The following is a 20,571-nucleotide window of genomic DNA, read 5'->3' on the forward strand; positions in this document are numbered from 1 at the left end:
TGGTTGCTCACATTAACTTCGTCAATTTATTAATAGTCGTAGCTGACTTGTAACCAGAACTGACGACCGGGTTCATAAGATTTGTAATCGTTATTTTTATAAGTGAAGTGATCGGCAACGTTTTTAGTATTAAGGACGTTATTCACTTCCACAGAGACACCTACACCATAAGCAAACTCAGGCTGCCAACTTAACTTTGTATCCCATGTAAAGCGGCTGCTGTAATTTTGTTTTTTATAGGCATAAATATAACCCGCTTCATCTGTTTTGATCGGGTTACCGTTATTGGTTTTTTCTGCTTGAGAGCGCCAGCTATTCCATTGCAATTGGTTAAACCACGTCACATTCCATTCATCCCAAACGCTAGTGAGATCTGCTGTGATTTTTAATGGCGAGTTGAAATTACCAGAGGGTAGGTCTTTGGCATCAATGATTTTTCCATCATATAGCACTTTGTTTCGGTTAACGTTTTGAGTGTTTGGACTAAAATCAGCATAACCTGAATCTTTAGGGGTATTGGTTTTGCTTTGTTGCCAGCTTATTGAAGCATTGAAAACATGATCAGCTTGTGCCAATTCCCAAGGCTGGCTATTTTTCACCGATAAAGTTACCGTATCGTGTGAACTACGACCATTATTATTAAATGCACGAATATTGATTTTTTCGTAATCAGTGCTTTCAGGATATTTTGTATCACTACGCACTTCATCACGACCGTTACGATGAACGTATTGTAAACGCCATGTTGTTGAGGCAATTTCTTGTTGCAAACCTAAGGTGAATTCATCGTTGTAAGGTGTTTTTAAGGAATCTATACCGTCAAAATCGGTACGGTTATTCCAACGGGCATCAGGTGATTCGCAATCGAAGTAACAGTGTTGCAAACCTGCATTTTGTGCCCCATACAATGCGTAAGTTAACATGGAGCGACCGTAGTAACGGTTTACACCACCAATTAAGAGGGTATTGCCTGTACCCCAAACATCATAAGTACCACTTAAACGAGGTGAAATATTGTTTCTTTGAACAAAATCATCTCTATCTAAACGAATACCAGGACGCAGCGTTAAGCGTTTATATTGAATATTGTCATCAAGATAGATTGCATAATTTGTATAGGTTGCACTATGGCTTCCTGATTGGAAGCGCGTTGTATTTGAGCGCCCGCCACTCCACTCGTTTGTATCGGGATCTGTTATTCCCGTATAGAAGTAACTATAAAAATCTTTATCTCTGATATAAGAGCCTTTGGTTCTAGCAACTTCAAAACCTGTTGTAGGTTGGTGTATGGTTGAACCTAAGTCATAAGAGTTAAAACGCATTATCGCTTTAGTACTTACGGTTTCTTGATTGCTCTTTAGATCACCCTGACCACCACTGTTATAACTTGTTGGTGTTGACCAACCAGTAATCGCATCATCTAAACGAATAAAGTAATTTTGATCATTCGTTCGTTTATCTTCTAATTTTTGATAACCCGTTGTTAATTCTAAGGTACCAAGATCTAACTTATGTTTATACAGTGCAGTAAAACTTAAACCATTATGCTCATTATCATAGCCTGAATTATAGACTGAACCTGAGAATAGATAGCTTTTATAACGCGCGATATTACTTGATAAATCAAGAGATTGAGTATCTGAAATATCCCAAGAGTATTTAATAAAATAGCTATCTGAGGTACGAGTTTGGTCGCGATAACCAGCGTTTTGTTCAACTTGTTCTAATTCATAGTCAGGTGTATGGATAAAGCCACCTGCGCTACTCATCATCATAGGAATGGTTGATTCACGGCGAGAAGCAGAGAATATTAAACCTGTATGCTCAGTTAACCCTGTTTCAAACCAACCACCGAAGTTTTGTTTGTCATATTTTTTCTGGAAACGAGCAGGGTTACTAAAATCATTGTTTGCTGTATCAAAATGTAGTTTTGGATCAGTGAAAATATTGTTCCAGCTTGAGCGCGTTGTGCGGTAATAGGCATTGGCATGAGTTTCGCCTGACCAACGACGGCTTTGTACATCAACAGTTCCGCCTGTAAATCCGCCAAACTCCACAGGAATGTTGTTATCATAAACTGTGACACTATCAATTAAGCGACTATCAAGGTACATACCTTGTTCATCACTAGTAACACGAGTATTGGTTTCACCATTACCTGAATTAGCCGGATCAAAGTCATTGTTAAAGCTGACACCGTCAAGTTTGTAAGCGTTTTGATAACTGCTAGAACCATGAATAGAGATGCGTGAAGGTTTAATTTCACCCTGATTCATTGACGTGCTGTCATTATTGGAGAACTGTACAGCAGGGTTACTTTTGAGTAAGTCAGTGATATTACCATCACCCGTATTACGCTGTTTTATCTCTTCTGAAGTAATGTATTGCGGTGCGGAAATGACATCGGTAGAAGGGTGATAACTGCTACCAACACCTATTACTTTAACTTCAGGAATAACAATTGCGTTAGTCGTGGCAAGAGGACGAATAACAAATCCACTGCCTTGTGGAATAATTTCTAATCCGCTACCAATTAAGACTTTTTGTAATGCTGTTTGGGTTTCATATTGACCTGAAAGTGCTGGAGCACGTAGGTTTTTAACCGAATTTGCATCAAATAAAATTTGTACTTGCCCTTGTTTTGCAATGGCACTTAATGAATCAGCTAAAGACTGTTCTGGTAAAGCCACTGAAACTGTAGATGCATAAGCACAAGGTGCGGCAATAGTGGTACTTATTAGTAATGCTAGCAAAGACCTCTTAAGGGCCCCTTTTTTGTTATTCATTCTCATTTCACCAATCCCATTCACTAACTTAATAATTGTTGTTACTAAGGAAGAGGGTGAAATGAGAATTATCCTCACCTGTAAAAAAGAATATTTTTCATATTTATTTTTACTTGTTGATAATTAACGCATTATTTTTATCGGTAAAAACAACATTAACCGGCAATATAAGTGGAATTGCGGTAATAAAGTCTTTGGCATCATTTATGTTAGCGACTCCTGAGACTTTCATTTTGGCAATTTCGGGGGAGGAAATTTGAATATTGATATTAAGATAAGGTTTGAGTTTGGTTATCACTTCATCCAATGGGCGCTCAAAGAAATGCAGTTGACCAAAACGCCAACTTCCCACGGAGTCAATATTAACCGAAGAGATAACAAAACTGTCACTCGTTAATGTGCTGGTGGCCTGAGAGCCCGCATACAAATAGGCGGGAGAAGATTTTGGTGTTGCTTTTACTTCGACGATCCCTTCATGGACAGCAACGTTAATTTGATTGTTATCGTAGCGATTAACTTCAAACTCAGTGCCGACAACTTTAATTAATCGGGTATCAGCATGAACATAAAAAGGGCGATACGGATTTGATTTTACCTTGAAATACGCTTGTCCTTTATCTAGCCATAATCGTCTTTCTTCTTGCACATAAGCCACTCTTACCTGTGTGTTTCTGTCTAAATAGACTTTAGAGCCATCAGCTAAGGTCATTTCTTTCGGTAAGTCGCTGGTTGCAAGCGTCATATTATCCATCAGTAATGCAGGTAAATGACTATAAGGAAGATATAAAACAGTGAGTAAACAAAGCGTCGCTGTGGTGTGGATCATTGGTCGCCAAGGTGAGCGCTTTTTCTTTTCAACGGCGGCTATTGTTGGTCGTGGTAATGCATCACATTGACGCCAGAGCCCTGCAATATCCTGATACGCTTGCCGGTTTACATCATTTTCTATCCACACTTTAAATGCTTGGCGTTGTTTAGGGGTCATCCTTTGGCTGTGTTGTCGGGTGAACCAAAGGGCCGCTTGCTCATCAGTCGAAGCGTTGAGTAATTCATCATCAGTCTCCAAAAAAAGGGAGTCTGCATCCTCATCTGTGTGAGGTCTCGTTTCCGGTATGTTTTTTTCCGGCTTACTCATCATTCGTGCATTTCTCCTGTCCTGCATCGACATATCTTTTGCAATGTAATAGGGCAGCCGCAATATGTTTTTCCACCATGCTGATTGAGATTTCCATTTGCTCTGCAATTTCGCTTTGTGATAGTCCATCAAAACGATAAAGAACAAATGCTTCTCGACGGCGTGGAGGTAATGTTTCAATTGCTTCGCTAAGTAGATCTAAGCGCTGTTGATGCTCTAGGACATATCCCGGATCAAGCTCCGTGGTATAACTTTGAGCGGCGTCATCTAGTTCACAATCATCCTGATAGATATCTTTTTGCTTTTGATTTTTTCTCCAATGGTCAATCAAAACGTGGTTCGCTATTTTAAACAGAAAAGCACGCTGTTCTTGCACAGGTGTTTGTTCTTTTCTGTTTAGCCATAGTGTAAACACATCTTGAGACAAATCATCTGCATCATGGTAATTCCCCGTACGTTTGTGGAAAAAACGCACAAGTTGTCCATAGGTTGATTGATAGGCACAACTAATTTTTTGTGCCAATGATTTATCGCTAGCCATAATCTCTGGTGTCTAAAAAAGAGTGAAATAATAAGCTCTTACTGCTTCTCATGCGAACAAGTTATGATAATTATCAAGCTAATTTTTTATTGTATTATTAATAATAAGCAATATCATTTGTGTTTATATTATGCCTATAATTCACAAGAATGAAAATCAGAGGCAAGAATTATGAGTAGTATGTCGGCGACTTTTTCACGCCGTAGGTCATTTTCTATTGGTGGATTAACCGCCAGTATTTTATTTCATGCAACGTTAGCCGTTGTCGCTATTGGCTGGATAACATCTAAAGATGAACGCCATGGTGTTTTGCCACCTGCAATGACAATAAGCCTTGGTGTTTATCAATTAGCACAGGCAGAGACAAAAGAAGTACCCGTTGGACCTGAGAAAGTGATGTCTGTTCCTGAACCTGCAGAGACAGAGCCTGAACCTATCAAAGAAGTGTTAGATTTACCTAAAATGCCTGTAGTAGAACAAGGCACTTATGAGCGTATACCAGAAAAACCGAAAGTAAAACCGGTTGTAAAACCTAAGCCTGTTGCGGTAAAAGTACCTGATGATCTTCCTGTTTCAGAAGCACCATCAGATATAACAAGCGCACCTATTTCTGGCTCTAATACAAGCAGCAGTGCTCAATTTAATAGTTTATCTTCCTCTTCAGTGAGTGGACAAATGGGCTGGGAAAGTTTAGTACATAGTCATCTTGAAATGTATAAACGTTATCCACGTACAGCAATACGTTTTAAAGCGACAGGCGTGACACAAGTTTCTATTGTGTTAAATGCTAAAGGTGAAGTATTAGATGCGAAAGTGGAAACATCATCAGGTAATCGTATTCTTGACAGAGAAGCATTAAATACAATTAAACGTGCTTCACCGCTTCCTGCGCCTGAAAGTTACCGCTTAGTTAATGGGAATATTTCGTTTACAGCACCTTTAAGTTTTGATTATAAGCAAGAGAGTTAAATTATATATTTATTATATAAAAAATAATCATTAAAAATAAATAATTTAAAGAAACAGAAACTAAAAAACCACCGGGAGGTGGTTTTTTAGTATTTGTGTTCGTCGGCATCGCAATTTTTCAGCGTCGCGGAGAAGATTGCCGGCTCTTTTATCCCCACCAACAGAAAAAAGAGTATCATAGTGAAAATATAACTGCAATATAATTATTTAATAGAATTTTCATATAATAAAATTTCATTATCAACTTCATCAATATATAAAGATTTACTGTCGTTAGTATACATATACATCTCTTTTAATATAATTAAATTTCTTTTTGCCTTATCTAATTCTATTTTTAATGAATTATTTTTCTCTCTTAACTCTTCTAGTTCCAAATATATTTTACTTCTTGATATTGATGATAGTAATGCTTTATCTAGTTGTCTGCGATCATGTTTACAAATTGAAGCACGATAATCTTGGTGGCGATAATATTTTTTACGGCTATTTAATTTAAATAAAGGCGGGAGTATACGAGTAATACAAACAGTTTGGATCATATCACATAAAGCATAAGTTTCTTTTTTAGCAAGATCACCAATGTTTTTTATTGATTAATCTGATAATTTAAAAATAGAGGTATTAACCGCTAAATCGTGAGGTTTTTTTGATGTAAGTGGAATAACCTTAACACCTCTATCATCAGCTTTAATAACAATCGCAGGTCTTCTTTTATGCATCTCCCCTTGTTGAATACTATCAGGATAACGTTTGTTCGTTTTTATGCCTTCATTTAAGGTTACACAAGGAGAAATATGTCCAAATTCAACAATAATAATTTTACCAAGATATAATATTGATTTAGCACTTTTATGATTTTTATTTTTTAATGTTTGAGGTAAATAAGTATCACCTGAGTTATCTTTAGGAAATAACCAAATATTAATAATTAATTTATTATTAATATATTCTATTTCTTATTTTTTTAATTCCCATCGATATTCTTTTCTACCAACAAATGATTTTGTTATAAATACTGGATATGATTTTTCATTATCAACGTTATCTTTAAATAGTGGAGTGATAACTTCATTTATTCCATTTAAAATAATATTTCCTAATAACTTATCTGTACAGAATTGACTAAATTCAAAATAGTTAATCATTATCATAAAATAATCCATTAATAAATGTAGGTTTTGTGGCTGAGTTTTTGGGATATTTTAAATTAATAATGTTCTGTTTTTTATTTTTTAAACTTTAAATATATTTATTAAATACCAAACTAATTAAATAAAAAAAGCAGAGAATAATCTCTGCTTTTTTTTATTATCGAATACAGTAAGTAAATTCGATTATTTACTCATGCGCTTGTATTTCATGCGACGAGGCTGAATAGCATCGTTACCTAATGTCCGCTTTTTGTATTCTTCATACTCGGTAAAGTTACCTTCGAAGAATTCCACTTTACCTTCATCTTGGTAATCGATGATATGTGTGGCAATACGGTCAAGGAACCAACGGTCATGGGAAATAACCATGGCGCAACCTGGGAACTCTAGCAGGGCATTTTCTAATGCACGTAAAGTTTCAACGTCAAGGTCGTTAGTTGGTTCATCGAGCAGTAACATGTTACCGCCAACTTGTAGCAGTTTAGCAAGATGCAAACGACCACGCTCACCACCAGAAAGTTCGCCAACACGTTTACCTTGGTCAACGCCTTTAAAGTTAAAGCGACCGACATACGCTCGGCTTGGAATTTCAAAGTTACCAATACGCATAATGTCTTGGCCACCTGAAACTTCTTCCCAAACAGTTTTACTGTCGTCCATACTATCGCGGAACTGATCAACCGATGCTAACTTAACAGTATCACCTAACACTAAGGTACCTGAGTCTGGTTGCTCTTGGCCCGAGATCATACGAAATAGTGTTGATTTACCTGCACCGTTAGGACCGATAATACCGACAATTGCCCCCTTAGGAATAGAGAAGCTTAAATCATCAATTAGAACGCGATCACCATAAGATTTTGTTAGATTATTAATTTCTAACACTTTATCCCCTAAACGTGGTCCAGGTGGAATAAAGAGTTCACTGGTTTCATTACGTTTTTGATAATCAACGCTATTAAGTTCTTCAAAGCGAGCAAGGCGAGCCTTGCCTTTTGCTTGACGACCTTTAGGATTTTGGCGGATCCACTCAAGTTCTTTCTGAATAGATTTATGGCGAGCTGCTTCAGTTGCCGCTTCTTGCTCAAGACGTGCGTCTTTTTGCTCTAACCATGAAGAGTAGTTACCTTCCCATGGAATACCTTCACCACGGTCAAGTTCTAAGATCCAACCCGCAACGTTATCTAGGAAGTAACGGTCGTGCGTGATCGCCACAACAGTGCCTTCATAATCATGTAAGAAGCGTTCTAACCAAGCTACAGATTCTGCGTCTAAGTGGTTAGTAGGTTCATCTAATAACAGCATATCTGGTTTTTCTAACAGAAGACGACAGATAGCAACACGGCGGCGTTCACCCCCTGAAAGTTTCTCAATTTTAGCGTCCCATTCAGGTAAACGCAGTGCTTCTGCTGCACGCTCTAATTGATTTTCAAGGTTATGACCATCATGAGATTGAATAATCGCCTCTAACTGACCTTGTTCTTTTGCTAATTTATCGAAATCAGCATCAGGATCGGCATAAGCCGCATAGACTTCATCAAGGCGGTTTAATGCGTTTTTCAGTTCGCTAACGGCTTCTTCAACGGCTTCACGTACGGTATGTTCAGGGTTTAATTTTGGTTCTTGTGGTAAGTAACCAATTTTAATACCCGGTTGTGGACGTGCTTCACCTTCGATATCAGTATCAATGCCTGCCATGATGCGTAGTAATGTTGATTTACCGGCACCATTAAGACCAAGCACACCAATTTTCGCGCCCGGGAAGAAGCTGAGTGAAATGTTTTTAAGGATATGTCGCTTAGGTGGGACAATTTTCCCGACACGCAACATACTATAAACGTATTGAGCCACTATAATTACCCTTTGATTATAAAAGCGATTTTATCTGAGGTGCCACTTTTTGCGCTAAAAACAAATTTTTTGTGATTAAGCCGCGTGTTTATGACACCAAAATGAACAATAGCAAAGTCAATGTCAGTATTTGCCAAAGACCCGAAAATGATGAAAGTCGCCAGTATACCCGATTTATAAAAGAAAACCTTAGTCAAAAGAGAGGTTTTTATCTACCTTTCGTGCTTCCTCTGAAAGTAATGAATATTTCTCTTAAAGAGGGGAACTTACATTGTTAATGATTATCATATTAGCTAATGTATTCAGTCTTTGGTGGTTCTATTTGAAGTGGGAGATATTACGTGGTGAAGCAAACATGGTCATTAGCAGTCGCAATAGGAGCATTGTGTTTTTCTACATGGACACAAGCCGATTCATTAAGTGAACAACGTGTTCGTTATCAAGAAATTAAAGCCGCATGGGATCTTAAAAAAACAGATGAAGTAGAAAAATTACTCCCAACATTGCAAAGCTACCCGCTTTATCCCTATTTGGAATACCGTCAAATTACGGACAATCTTGATGTAATTGCGCCTGCTGTGGTCACTGAATTTGTGGCCAAATATCCTACATTACCGCCAGCAAAAGCACTGCCTTCATTATTTGTGAATGAATTAGCAAAACGTCAAGAGTGGCAAAATTTACTGACTTTTAGTCCAAATCCGCCAAATCCTAAAGCAGCAAGATGTAATTACTATTATGCAAAATGGGCAACAGGTGATATTCAAACAGCATGGATCGGTGCTAAAGAAGCATGGCTAAATGGCACCTCAATGCCATCAAGTTGTGATCCTCTTTTTGATGAATGGCAAAAGGCGAATCAATTAACACCAGAGTTAGTGTTAGAGCGAATTAATTTAGCCATTAAAAATGGTAATACAGCGCTTGCTGCTTACTTGGCTCGACGCCTTCCTCAAAATTATCAAACTATTAGCGATGCCTTGGTTGAATTACAAGACTATCCAAACTTAGTTGGACGTTATGCGAGCGCGCTTTCACCAACAGATTTTACACGCTCCATCATACAATCTGCATTTTCACGTTGGGCCAGAAAAGACGCCGATGCAGCTCGAGCACAGATTGATAATATCGCACATGCACAAAAAATGACGGCGAGTGAACGCCAGTTAATGCGTGATACTGTGGCTTGGCAATATATGCCTTATGCGACACCAGAGCAGGTAAAATGGCGTGATAGCGTTATTCAAGATACGGCATCGGATACATTGCGTGAGCGTCGCGTACGCTTAGCATTAAGCCAAAACCAACCCGCTGAATTGGCATTGTGGTTGGAAAGACTCTCTCCTGAAAGTAAAAATAAGGAAGAGTGGCGTTATTGGCGAGCAATGGTGTTGCAATCACAAGGTAAAAACAGTGAAGCGCAAGCTATTTTAGATGCGCTAACACAAAATCGTGGTTTTTATCCAATGGTTGCAGCAGCCAAATTAGGTAAGCCTTATGTGATGGTGATAGATAAAGCCCCTAGTGTTTCATCAAGCATCCCTAATCAGCCAGAAATACAGCGTGTTCGTGAATTAATGTATTGGCAGATGGATAACTTAGCACGATCAGAGTGGGCAAACTATGTTGCTTCACAGCCAGCGCAAATACAGTCTGAATTAGCGCGTTATGCGTATGAGCAAAAATGGGCTGATTTGGCGGTGCAAGCCACGATCACAGGGAAAATGTGGGATCACCTAGAAGAACGCTTTCCTCTTGCTTGGCAAAATGAGTTTGAACAGTACACGAAAGATAAATTGATAGATCGAAATTATGCGATGGCGATTGCTCGTCAAGAAAGCGCGTGGAACCCTCAAGCTCGCTCTTCAGCGGGTGCAACAGGTTTAATGCAGGTAATGCCAAAAACAGCAGAGTTTACAGTAAAACAAGCGGGTATTACGGGGTATGTAAGTAGTGCACAGTTAACTAATCCTGTGAAAAATATTGAGATTGGTACGGCCTATCTTGATTCTGTCTATCAACGTTTTAATCAAAACCGTATTTTAGCAAGTGCCGCATATAATGCAGGGCCTGCACGTGTTGATCGTTGGTTATCTGATGCGAATGGTCAATTAGATGCGATAGCCTTTGTTGAAAGTATTCCTTTCGCTGAAACACGAGGTTATGTCAAAAATGTACTCTCTTTTGCTGTTTTCTATAGCTATTTTGCGGGTGAACAGCAGCCAGTACTGACTGAAAATGAGTGGAATAGTCGGTATTAAGAGATAATAACGCGGATTTACCGTTGGAGCCTCTTTGTTCATTAGCAAAGTATGTTATATTGCGTACTAGTTAATGAGTGTGGCAAAAAGAGGTTCCCACGATGCAAGATCCTGCATTATCACCCGAAGAGAATGAGCACTGGCTAAGATTTGTTGAGTTATTACAACATGCTTTTGAGCAAGATGTGCAATTTCCCATTTTACAACTTTTAATGACGCCTGATGAACGTAGTGCTTTGGCAACACGAGTTCGCATTGTGCAAGAGTTAATGCGAGGAGATTTAAGTCAGCGTGAGTTAAAAGAAGAGTTAGGCGTTGGTATTGCCACCATCACTAGAGGCTCTAATAGTTTAAAAACAGCGCCACATGATGTGAAATTATGGCTTGAAAAAGAGCTAATGACGAAAAAATAGTTGCGTTGTGACTTTCTAAACTAGAATAATAAAAAGCCATTTAATTATTTGATTAAATGGCTTTTTTTGTTTCTTAATTATCTAAAAAAACATATCAGATTAATTATTAATCTTCTTTTTGATTGAGTTCTTTATAGATGTCATGAGTGACAGGTACTAATGCCAGCACTAATGCTTGTTGATATACAGAAGTGCGACTGAGTAGGCCATCAGTAAAATAACCAATCGCGCCGCCGCGCTGTTTAATGTTATCAATCTTTGTTAAGAAAGCCATTTCATCACCAAGCTCACGGCCTTCACGGATCCCTTTTAAGATCTGCTCTGGTAGCATAAGGCTTGCTGAGCGTGATTCTCCACGAATTTGACCATGTTCGACAACAATCCAAGCAAAGGTCATATCATCTTCAATACCGGCTTCGACACCCACCCAAAAATCAGCTTCAGGGCGAACTTGACGAGCCGCCATCACACGTTGACGTGCGCCAGTTCTCGTTTCTGTATTTCCGATAGGTTGCTGTGGAACACGGCTATCGACATTAATATCTTCAATATCAAAGGTATCTTTACCGAATACTTGCTCAAAAGCGAGTTTTATCGCGTTGATTTTTGCTGGATTCGTAGTGGCTGCAATGACATGATACATAATGAATTAATCATCCTTTGAAAAATTAGAGCAGTATAACGGAAAAAATGTATGTTACAGGTCTATCTTGTTCGCCACGGTGAAACTGAATGGAACGTGGCGAGACGTATTCAAGGGCAATCTGATAGCCCACTAACAGCGAATGGTGTGCGTCAAGCACAGCAAGTGGCTGAAAAAGTAAAATCAGCAGGCATTACCCACATTATCTCAAGCGATCTTGGCCGTACTCGTCAAACGGCAGAAATCATTGCACAAGCTTGTGGCTGTGAAGTGATAACTGACCCACGTTTACGTGAACTCAATATGGGCGTTCTTGAACAGCGAGAGATCGCAACATTAAAGACACAAGAAGAGGCTTGGCGCAAGAGTTTGATTGATGGTACACCTGATGGACGAATTCCCCAAGGAGAATCAATGGCAGAATTAGCAAGTCGTATGCAGGCTGCGCTAAATCAATGCCTTGATTTACCCGAAAATAGCCGTCCACTTTTAGTCAGTCATGGTATTGCTTTAGGATGCTTATTGAGCACAGTGTTGGGATTACCTGCATATGCAGAACGCCGTTTAAGGCTGCGTAATTGCTCGATTTCACGCGTTGATTATCAAAATAGCCCTTGGCTTGCTAATGGTTGGGTGATTGAAACGGCGGGTGATGTGAGTCATCTAACTGATGCTGCACTAGATGAAGTTCAGCGCTAAAAAATAAAAGCTCTCTTTTTTATATCACAAAGAGAGCTTTTTCTTATGCAGTTACATCTTCGCGTTTAATTGGAATATAATATTCAAAACGTTCGATATGATCTTGTGGCTCAGTCACCATCTCATTGCTGTAACGCACATTTTTAAGATAGTATTTTTCAACGTCATAGCCTTTACGGCGCGTTAATCCCATATTAGGTAAGCAGACACCATAAATTAGGAATAAAAATTCCTGCATTGCACCTCGTTTTGCCTCACCTTCAAAATCAAAGCGAATGTAATCGCCGCCAGCAAGAGAGACTTCATTTGCTGCATCATCATCGATAAACGTTGCATAGTCCGGCTCAACGGCGGTTGTGTAAAGTACGCGTTGTTCGTCTTCATGCTCATCACTATGTTGTGTATGGTGAAGCCCATAAACTTGATGAGGGACAGCGTTTATCTTACTCATGTAGTAGCGCCAAAAAGTTTGGCGCATGTTAGAGCAGGCATCAGCCCATTGCTCAAGAGTGTGGCTACAAGTTTGCTCAATACCAATTAATTTTTTCTCAGATAGCGTTACAAATTCCCATTTAGGTAAATGCTGAGGATCTAAGGTAATTGGTGGACAAATACCTACCGCACACCATTCATCAGTACGACGATAAAGCGCGGGTGTTCTATCAAATTGCTTTTTAAAAGCGCGGGTAAAAGTCTGCTGAGAATCAAAACGATATTGCAAAGCAATGTCTAAAATAGGGCGGCTCGTTAAACGTAATGCCACCGCTGCGCGAGATAGACGCCTTGAACGAATATAAGAACCAATCGCTTGTCCTGTAACTTCTTTAAACATGCGTTGTAGATGCCACTTGGAGTAACCCGCTTTGGTTGCGACATTATCGAGGGATAATGGCTTATCTAGGTTACTATCAAGCCAAGCGAGCAAATCACGTATGATGTTGGTTTGATCCATACATCTCCCTTAGTCATATTCGTTTATTTATTGCAGTAGATGGTAAAGAGCCTGAACATCTATAACAAGTTATATTGTTAGGCAATCGTAAAATATAGTCTTTTTCATCGACTAATGTACACAAATTCTTCTATCAGTAAGTAATGGATTGTTTTATTCTAGGCAGAATTATTTTCTCATCTTTTCAATGGAACAAGGTAAATATGTTAAATTTCAAAAAGATGCTAGCAGTATCTATCTTACTCCCTTTTTCTTTGATGGCAAAAGCAGAAGAAATTGGTTATGTGGATACGGTATTCAAGTTTTTTGGTGCTAATCATAAAATTGTGATTGAAGCATTTGATGATCCTGAAGTTAAAAATGTCACGTGTTATTTGAGCCGAGCAAAAACTGGGGGCATTTCAGGGAGCTTAGGTCTTGCTGAAGATACTGCTGATGCGGCTATCTCTTGCCAGCAAGTAGGGCCTATTGAACTTAGCGAAAAGGTTATTAAAGGGAAAAATAATGGCGATGTTGTTTTCCAGAAAAGAACATCACTAGTATTTAAAAAGCTTCAAGTTGTACGTTTTTACGATAAACAGCGTCATGCTTTGGTTTACCTGACTTATTCAGATAAAGTCATTGATGGTTCGCCAAAAAATGCGATTAGTGCAGTACCTATTATGCCGTGGAAAGAGTGATTTTTATTTGCTAGAGAAATTAATGGTTAATAAAATTAATACGAATAGGGTTTAAATATTTTTTTAGAAAGAAGTTATCTTTTTTTTAAAAATAGTCGCCGAGATCAATTTTCACCTTTTGTGATTTTATTAAACCTTCTTTAGATAAAGAAAACCCCGAATGGTAATTCGGGGTTTTTTGTTAAGAAAGTGTTTGAGATAGAATCAAAATCACTCGTCTAAATCACCACAAAAGCGATAACCTTCACCATGAATTGTTGCAATGATTTCTGGTGTATCTGGTGTTGACTCAAAATGCTTACGAATACGACGGATGGTTACGTCAACAGTACGATCATGAGGTTTCAGTTCACGGCCTGTCATTTTCTTCAGTAATTCTGCACGAGTTTGGATTTTTCCTGGGTTCTCGCAGAAATGTAGCATCGCACGAAATTCACTGCGTGGTAATTTGTATTGTTCACCAGCAGGGCTGATTAGTGAGCGACTGTTAATATCAAGCTCCCAACCATTGAATTTATAGCTTTCAACTAAACGACGTTCTTCTGTGCCATTAACTAAATTCATGGTACGTGACAGTAAGTTACGTGCACGAATCGTTAATTCACGAGGGTTAAATGGTTTAGTAATGTAATCATCGGCACCAATCTCTAGGCCTAAGATTTTATCAACTTCATTATCACGACCTGTTAGGAACATTAATGCAACACTTGCCTGTTCACGTAATTCACGAGCAAGTAACAGCCCGTTTTTACCAGGAAGGTTAATGTCCATAATGACCAGATTAATATCATGATCAGATAGAACATTGTGCATTTCGTTGCCATCTGTGGCTTCGTGTACGATATACCCTTCAGCTTCGAATATGCTTTTCAGGGTATTACGAGTAACAACTTCATCTTCAACAATCAGAATGTGCGGGGTTTGCATATTTGCTACCTAAAATTACCAAAAATAGAAAAAGGAAATCTGTGTTTAACTTCTGTGTGTGCGCTTGTGTGGTTATTCATTTTTGTTATTAGCACGTAAAAATTAGACCCAGATTGAAATTCGATAAATAACCATCACGTTATTACAAAAATTGCAATTTTAATCGATAATGGACGCTAAAATCAGAATGCAAAACGCCCATAGTCTATTAACAGCAATATAACACCAGTTGTATTAAATACCATCTAAAAAGCTAACTTTTGTTGACACATATCAAAATCAAGATAACAGCTTAACCTTGATTTCAATAGTTAACTATATAATTTGATTTATGTAATGTAAAAGAAAAATATATGTTAAATATAGTGGGGGTTTATTTTTTTTCCAGTTTTGTTACACAATTTAAACTAGCATAAAATACCTTATTCCTCATAAAAGTACAAATCCCCAAATAACCCTAAAATAGTAGCTTTATTTTCTTTGTTTATCCCTTTGTGATAGCAATATTTATACTACAATAGGGGTAAGGAACGAATAAATTTTATTTAAGTTGAGTTTGTTTTTTGGTGAAAGAAAAGAAAAAATTTGACATCTCTCTCGCTTTGCTTTAACCAGTATATAGTCAAACTAATTTTGAGACAGACAGGATAGTTATGCGTATTTACAGCCCAGCTAAAATGACAATTATTACCACCACCACCGGAATTTTATATTGCGGGGCGGGCTGTCGCATATAAAAAACGAAAATCGAAAAAGCCCGCATTGAGAAATGCGGGTTTTTTTTTGGGTAAAAAATCAGGAGAGCTGTATGCGAGTGTTAAAATTTGGAGGAACTTCAGTTGCCAACGCAGAGCGTGTGCTGAATGTTGCTGATATCGCTGAGAAAAAAAGAGAACAGGGACAAGTCGCTCTTGTATTATCAGCACCAGCCAAGATAACTAACTACTTGGTTGCAATGATTGAAAAAACGGCAGAAGGCGAAGATCCTCTCACTCAAGTACGAGAAGCCGAGCAAATTTTTGCCAACTTATTACAAGGTTTAAGAGAAAAACAACCTGGTTTTGATTATGAGCGCTTAAAAGATAAAGTTGAACGTGAGTTTGCAGAGATCAAACATATTCTTCATGGGATCTCTTTATTAGGACAATGCCCTGATAGCATCAATGCGGCAATGATTTGCCGTGGTGAAAAGCTCTCTATTGCTATTATGGAATCGGTCTTACGGGCGCGTGGCTATAATGTCACTGTGATCGATCCTGTCAAAAATTTACTCGCACAAGGTCATTATTTAGAATCGACAGTTGATATTCCTGAGTCTACTCGCCGTATCTTAGAACTCAATATCGCAAAAGACGATATGATTTTAATGGCAGGTTTTACTGCGGGTAATGAAAAGAATGAACTGGTGGTATTAGGTCGTAATGGTTCAGACTACTCTGCTGCTGTGTTAGCGGCTTGCTTACGTGCGGAGTGTTGTGAAATTTGGACTGATGTTGACGGTGTTTATACTTGCGATCCTCGTTTAGTTCCTGATGCACGTCTGTTAAAAGGCATGTCTTATCAAGAAGCGATGGAACTCTCTTATTTCGGTGCAAAAGTACTTCATCCTCGCACTATTGCACCAATCGCCCAATTCCAAATTCCTTGCTTAATAAAAAACACAGGCAATCCAGATGCGCCGGGTACATTAATTGGTGATGGTCAAAAAGACGATAGTACTCCCGTTAAAGGGATCACCAACCTTAATAACATGGCGATGATCAATGTGTCAGGCCCTGGTATGAAAGGTATGGTGGGGATGGCAGCTCGTGTGTTCTCTGTTATGTCGAGAGCAGGTATTTCTGTCGTTCTGATCACACAATCTTCTTCTGAATACAGCATCAGCTTTTGTGTACCACAAAAAGAACTTATTAGAGCGCAAAAAGCATTATCAGATGAATTTTATTTAGAATTAAAAGATGGCGTACTTGATCCGTTAGATATCATGGAAAATGTCGCTATCATCTCCGTTGTCGGTGATGGTATGCGCACTTTAAAAGGGATCTCAGCGCGATTTTTCTCTGCGTTAACGCGTGGCAATATTAATATCGTTGCTATTGCTCAAGGTTCTTCAGAACGTTCAATTTCAGCGGTTATTGCTAATGACTCAGCAACTAATGCTGTGCGTTTATGTCATCAAATGCTTTTCAACACCAATCAAATTGTTGAAGTCTTTATCGTGGGTGTTGGTGGTGTTGGTAGCGCATTAATCGAACAAATCCATCGCCAACAAGCATGGTTGAAAAATAAGCATATCGATCTTCGTGTATGTGGTATTGCTAATTCAAGAGCCATGTTGACAGATATGCAAGGTATTGATTTAGATAATTGGCAACATGCCTTAAAAGAAGCCAAAGAGCCTTTTAGTTTTAGTCAGCTTATTCGTTTAGAAAAAGAGTACCACTTCTTAAATCCAGTGATCGTTGATTGCACATCAAACGAAGAAATTGCGCAACAATACGCAAATTTCTTACAAAATGGCTTTAACGTGGTTACACCAAACAAAAAAGCGAATACGCTGTCGATGGATTATTACTATCAAATTCGACAAGCCGCGGAAGCTTCACGCCGTAAGTTCTTGTATGACACTAACGTAGGTGCGGGTTTACCGGTTATTGAAAACCTACAAAACTTACTAAATGCAGGCGATGAGTTAGTTCAATTTAATGGTATTCTTTCAGGGTCATTATCTTACATTTTTGGTCAATTAGATGAAGGTAAAAGTTTATCTGAAGCGACTCTTTCAGCAAAAGATAAAGGTTTTACAGAGCCTGATCCTCGTGATGATCTTTCCGGTATGGATGTTGCCCGTAAGCTGCTTATTTTAGCGCGTGAAGCGGGTTATAAATTAGAACTCAGTGATATTGATGTAGAGCCTGTACTGCCGGTTTCATTTGATAGCTCAGGTGATGTAGCAAGCTTTTTAAACCGTTTACCTCAAGTTGATGTTGAATTTGATGCTAAAGTCGAAGAAGCACAAAAAGCAGGTAAGGTATTACGCTATGTTGGCATCATCAATGAAGGCAAATGCCAAGTTAAGATAATGGCAGTTGATGCAAATGATCCTCTGTTTAAAGTGAAAAATGGTGAAAATGCTTTAGCCTTTTACACTCGCTACTATCAACCTATTCCATTGGTATTACGTGGATATGGTGCTGGTAATGATGTTACTGCTGCTGGGGTGTTTGCAGATGTATTACGTACCTTATCATGGAAATTGGGAGTTTAAGCGTGGTTAAAGTTTATGCACCGGCATCAATAGGCAACGTGAGTGTTGGATTCGATGTCCTCGGCGCGGCAGTTTCACCTATTGATGGGCAATTACTGGGTGATTGTGTCACTGTTGAAGCGGCTTCGGCATTTACACTTGAAAGTAAAGGGCACTTTGTTAGCAAATTACCTTCAGATCCTAAGCAAAATATTGTGTATCAATGTTGGCAGTTATTTTGTGAAAAATTAGGCAAAGAACTTTCTATTGCAATGACACTTGAGAAAAATATGCCGATTGGTTCTGGTTTAGGATCAAGTGCTTGTTCTGTTGTTGCGGCATTGGTTGCGCTTAATGAATTTGCCCAAAAACCTTTTGGTGAAAGACAATTACTGCTGATGATGGGTGAGCTTGAAGGACGTATTTCAGGTAGTGTGCACTATGATAATGTTGCGCCTTGCTACTTAGGTGGGTTGCAACTGATTTTGGAACAAAATGGCATTATTTGCCAGTCTGTACCAACCTTTGATGATTGGTATTGGGTTATGGCATATCCAGGAATTAAAGTTTCTACAGCAGAAGCAAGAGCGATTTTACCAAAACAATACGCTAAAGCAGACATCATTAACCACGGTCGTTATTTATCTGGTTTTATTCATGCTTGCCATACTCAGCAACCAGGATTAGCCGCTAATTTGATGCAAGATGTGATTGCTGAGCCTTATCGCACCCAACTCCTTCCAGGTTTTGAAAAAGCCAGAGAGGCTTCGCAGAAGAAAGGTGCATTAGCTTGTGGTATTTCAGGCTCAGGACCTACTATTTTTACGATTAGTGATTCATTAGAAATCGCACAAGAGATGGCCGAATGGCTGAAACAAAACTACGTACAAAACAGTGAAGGCTTTGTACATATCTGCCGTATAGATACGCGTGGCGCAAGACAGATAGGGTAAGTCATGAAATTATATAATTTGAAAGATAATCAAGAGCAAGTCAGTTTTGCTCAAGCAGTAAAACAAGGTTTGGGTAAACAACAAGGGCTCTTTTTTCCACAAGACTTACCTTCGTTTTCTAAAGCTGAAATTGATGAATTGCTAGCACTTGATTTTGCAACACGCAGTAGCCGTATTTTGACGGCCTTTATTGGTAATGAAATTCCTGCTGATGTATTAGCAAAACGCATTAGCACCGCATTTGCCTTTCCTGCACCAGTAACTCAAGTTGAAGATGATGTGAGTTGTTTAGAGCTTTTCCACGGCCCGACACTAGCATTTAAAGACTTTGGCGGTCGCTTTATGGCGCAGATGTTATCAGAAGTTGCTGGCAACCAACCAGTTACTATTTTAACAGCAACATCCGGTGATACTGGCGCTGCTGTTGCTCATGCTTTCTACAAATTAGAAAATGTACAAGTTGTTATTCTTTATCCTGAAGGCAAAATTAGCCCATTACAGGAAAAACTGTTCTGTACATTAGGTGAAAACATTCACACTGTTGCAATTAAAGATGACTTTGATGCTTGCCAATCATTAGTGAAACAAGCTTTTGATGATGAGTTCTTAAAGAAAACAATGTATTTGAACTCAGCGAACTCCATTAATATCAGCCGATTGCTTGCCCAAATTTGTTATTATTTTGAAGCAGTTGCACAAATCCCTGCTGAAAAACATGAGCAACTAGTGATTTCAGTACCCAGTGGCAACTTTGGTGATTTAACAGCGGGTTTACTGGCAAAATCCATGGGATTACCCGTAAAACGTTTTATTGCTGCAACTAATGCGAATGATACCGTTCCTCGTTATTTAGAGAACGGTAAATGGGAACCACATCGCACTGTCGCAACACTGTCGAATGCAATGGATGTTAGCCAACCCAATAACTGGCCACGTATTGAAGAATTGTATCGTCGTAAAGGTTGGGATCTTTCTGATCTTGCTCATGGTTCAGTGAGTGACGAAACAACAGAAGAAACAGTACGTGAACTCGCGAAAAAAGGCTATATTTCAGAGCCTCATGCTGCAATTGCATATCGTTTACTACGCGATGAACTTCAAGAGGGTGAATATGGTTTATTCTTAGGAACCGCTCATCCTGCGAAATTTAAAGAAAGTGTTGAACGTATTCTAGGTGGCGAATTAGCATTACCTAAAGAACTCGCAGAGCGTGCAGATAAAGAATTGCTTTCGCATTTCTTACCTGCTGATTTTGCTCAGTTACGTGCATTTTTACTTGAAAGGGCACCTAAATAACAATTACTTTTATATATTTAATAAAATAGCCCAACAAAATGTTGGGCTATTTTTTTATCTAAAA

18 protein-coding genes are annotated in these 20,571 nt (G+C 38.7%); 8 read left to right on the forward strand and 10 right to left on the reverse strand.

Going from position 1 to position 20,571, the window contains the following annotated elements:
• Positions 1–29: 29 nt before the first annotated feature.
• From B6258_RS03710 to B6258_RS03720, 3 genes are all read right to left on the reverse strand, one after another.
• Positions 30–2,792: a TonB-dependent receptor gene (locus B6258_RS03710; RefSeq protein ID WP_099074134.1), complete on the reverse strand. Its 2,763-nt coding sequence runs from the start codon at positions 2,790–2,792 to the stop codon at positions 30–32.
• Between the two features lie 103 nt (positions 2,793–2,895).
• Entirely contained in the window at positions 2,896–3,924 is a 1,029-nt protein-coding gene (locus tag B6258_RS03715) for a FecR family protein (RefSeq protein WP_240531516.1), read from the reverse strand.
• Entirely contained in the window at positions 3,914–4,462 is a 549-nt protein-coding gene (locus tag B6258_RS03720) for an RNA polymerase sigma factor (RefSeq protein WP_099074135.1), read from the reverse strand. Before B6258_RS03720 ends, B6258_RS03715 begins: the two co-directional genes overlap by 11 nt.
• 171 nt (positions 4,463–4,633) lie before the next feature.
• Between B6258_RS03720 and B6258_RS03725 the strand changes: the two genes are divergently transcribed.
• Positions 4,634–5,431 carry an energy transducer TonB gene (locus tag B6258_RS03725; RefSeq protein WP_099074136.1) on the forward strand — a complete coding sequence of 266 codons (798 nt, stop codon included), beginning with the start codon at positions 4,634–4,636 and terminating at the stop codon, positions 5,429–5,431.
• Positions 5,432–5,634: 203 nt separating this feature from the next.
• Here the strand turns inward: B6258_RS03725 and B6258_RS03730 are convergent, their stop codons facing one another.
• From B6258_RS03730 to ettA, 4 genes are all read right to left on the reverse strand, one after another.
• Entirely contained in the window at positions 5,635–5,973 is a 339-nt protein-coding gene (locus tag B6258_RS03730) for a hypothetical protein (protein WP_099074137.1), read from the reverse strand.
• A 54-nt stretch (positions 5,974–6,027) separates the two neighbouring features.
• Entirely contained in the window at positions 6,028–6,153 is a 126-nt protein-coding gene (locus B6258_RS18440; RefSeq protein WP_276307759.1) for a hypothetical protein, read from the reverse strand.
• Positions 6,154–6,390: 237 nt separating this feature from the next.
• Positions 6,391–6,585 carry a hypothetical protein gene (locus B6258_RS03735; RefSeq protein WP_099074138.1) on the reverse strand — a complete coding sequence of 65 codons (195 nt, stop codon included), beginning with the start codon at positions 6,583–6,585 and terminating at the stop codon, positions 6,391–6,393.
• Positions 6,586–6,768: 183 nt separating this feature from the next.
• Entirely contained in the window at positions 6,769–8,436 is a 1,668-nt protein-coding gene (gene ettA, locus B6258_RS03740; protein WP_036932999.1) for an energy-dependent translational throttle protein EttA, read from the reverse strand.
• A 341-nt stretch (positions 8,437–8,777) separates the two neighbouring features.
• On the opposite strand from ettA, the gene sltY reads away from it, so the two are divergent.
• Together sltY and trpR are read left to right on the forward strand one after the other, a co-directional pair.
• Entirely contained in the window at positions 8,778–10,697 is a 1,920-nt protein-coding gene (gene sltY / locus B6258_RS03745; protein ID WP_099074139.1) for a murein transglycosylase, read from the forward strand.
• A 101-nt stretch (positions 10,698–10,798) separates the two neighbouring features.
• Positions 10,799–11,110, forward strand: a complete 312-nt coding sequence (gene trpR / locus B6258_RS03750; RefSeq protein WP_036911763.1) for a trp operon repressor — start codon at positions 10,799–10,801, stop codon at positions 11,108–11,110.
• Between the two features lie 106 nt (positions 11,111–11,216).
• Here the strand turns inward: trpR and yjjX are convergent, their stop codons facing one another.
• Positions 11,217–11,753, reverse strand: coding sequence for an inosine/xanthosine triphosphatase (gene yjjX, locus B6258_RS03755; protein ID WP_023580954.1), 537 nt, complete (start codon positions 11,751–11,753; stop codon positions 11,217–11,219).
• A gap of 51 nt (positions 11,754–11,804) precedes the next feature.
• Here yjjX and gpmB point away from each other — a divergent pair, with 51 nt between their 5' ends.
• Positions 11,805–12,452, forward strand: coding sequence for a 2,3-diphosphoglycerate-dependent phosphoglycerate mutase GpmB (gpmB, locus tag B6258_RS03760; RefSeq protein ID WP_099074140.1), 648 nt, complete (start codon positions 11,805–11,807; stop codon positions 12,450–12,452).
• A 43-nt stretch (positions 12,453–12,495) separates the two neighbouring features.
• Here gpmB and robA read toward each other — a convergent pair whose 3' ends face one another.
• Positions 12,496–13,404 (reverse strand): MDR efflux pump AcrAB transcriptional activator RobA, encoded by a 909-nt coding sequence (robA, locus tag B6258_RS03765; protein ID WP_099074141.1) that lies wholly within the window; start codon positions 13,402–13,404, stop codon positions 12,496–12,498.
• A gap of 221 nt (positions 13,405–13,625) precedes the next feature.
• On the opposite strand from robA, the gene creA reads away from it, so the two are divergent.
• Entirely contained in the window at positions 13,626–14,084 is a 459-nt protein-coding gene (gene creA / locus B6258_RS03770; protein ID WP_171455359.1) for a protein CreA, read from the forward strand.
• A 210-nt stretch (positions 14,085–14,294) separates the two neighbouring features.
• Here the strand turns inward: creA and arcA are convergent, their stop codons facing one another.
• Positions 14,295–15,011, reverse strand: a complete 717-nt coding sequence (arcA, locus tag B6258_RS03775; RefSeq protein ID WP_006535263.1) for a two-component system response regulator ArcA — start codon at positions 15,009–15,011, stop codon at positions 14,295–14,297.
• Positions 15,012–15,819: 808 nt separating this feature from the next.
• Between arcA and thrA the strand changes: the two genes are divergently transcribed.
• The 3 genes from thrA to thrC are packed head-to-tail and all read left to right on the forward strand — an operon-like array spanning position 15,820 to position 20,507.
• Positions 15,820–18,279 (forward strand): bifunctional aspartate kinase/homoserine dehydrogenase I, encoded by a 2,460-nt coding sequence (thrA, locus tag B6258_RS03780; RefSeq protein ID WP_099074142.1) that lies wholly within the window; start codon positions 15,820–15,822, stop codon positions 18,277–18,279.
• Between the two features lie 2 nt (positions 18,280–18,281).
• Positions 18,282–19,211: a homoserine kinase gene (gene thrB / locus B6258_RS03785; protein WP_099074341.1), complete on the forward strand. Its 930-nt coding sequence runs from the start codon at positions 18,282–18,284 to the stop codon at positions 19,209–19,211.
• A gap of 3 nt (positions 19,212–19,214) precedes the next feature.
• On the forward strand, positions 19,215–20,507 hold the full coding sequence (thrC, locus tag B6258_RS03790) for a threonine synthase (protein ID WP_099074143.1): 1,293 nt from the start codon (positions 19,215–19,217) through the stop codon (positions 20,505–20,507).
• Positions 20,508–20,571: the final 64 nt, after the last annotated feature.

Origin of the sequence: Proteus alimentorum (genome assembly GCF_002607735.1) — a bacterium.
GTDB classification, from domain to species: domain Bacteria; phylum Pseudomonadota; class Gammaproteobacteria; order Enterobacterales; family Enterobacteriaceae; genus Proteus; species Proteus alimentorum.

Coding starts and splice junctions, on each gene's coding strand:
- gpmB (WP_099074140.1), top strand. CDS start 11,805: ATGTTACAGGTCTATCTTGTTCGCCACGGTGAAACTGAATGGAACGTG.
- robA (WP_099074141.1), bottom strand. CDS start 13,404: ATGGATCAAACCAACATCATACGTGATTTGCTCGCTTGGCTTGATAGT.
- B6258_RS03720 (WP_099074135.1), bottom strand. CDS start 4,462: ATGGCTAGCGATAAATCATTGGCACAAAAAATTAGTTGTGCCTATCAA.
- yjjX (WP_023580954.1), bottom strand. CDS start 11,753: ATGTATCATGTCATTGCAGCCACTACGAATCCAGCAAAAATCAACGCG.
- arcA (WP_006535263.1), bottom strand. CDS start 15,011: ATGCAAACCCCGCACATTCTGATTGTTGAAGATGAAGTTGTTACTCGT.
- thrA (WP_099074142.1), top strand. CDS start 15,820: ATGCGAGTGTTAAAATTTGGAGGAACTTCAGTTGCCAACGCAGAGCGT.
- B6258_RS03715 (WP_240531516.1), bottom strand. CDS start 3,924: ATGATGAGTAAGCCGGAAAAAAACATACCGGAAACGAGACCTCACACA.
- trpR (WP_036911763.1), top strand. CDS start 10,799: ATGCAAGATCCTGCATTATCACCCGAAGAGAATGAGCACTGGCTAAGA.
- B6258_RS03730 (WP_099074137.1), bottom strand. CDS start 5,973: ATGATCCAAACTGTTTGTATTACTCGTATACTCCCGCCTTTATTTAAA.
- B6258_RS03725 (WP_099074136.1), top strand. CDS start 4,634: ATGAGTAGTATGTCGGCGACTTTTTCACGCCGTAGGTCATTTTCTATT.
- creA (WP_171455359.1), top strand. CDS start 13,626: ATGCTAGCAGTATCTATCTTACTCCCTTTTTCTTTGATGGCAAAAGCA.
- B6258_RS18440 (WP_276307759.1), bottom strand. CDS start 6,153: ATGCATAAAAGAAGACCTGCGATTGTTATTAAAGCTGATGATAGAGGT.
- B6258_RS03710 (WP_099074134.1), bottom strand. CDS start 2,792: ATGAGAATGAATAACAAAAAAGGGGCCCTTAAGAGGTCTTTGCTAGCA.
- thrC (WP_099074143.1), top strand. CDS start 19,215: ATGAAATTATATAATTTGAAAGATAATCAAGAGCAAGTCAGTTTTGCT.
- B6258_RS03735 (WP_099074138.1), bottom strand. CDS start 6,585: ATGATAATGATTAACTATTTTGAATTTAGTCAATTCTGTACAGATAAG.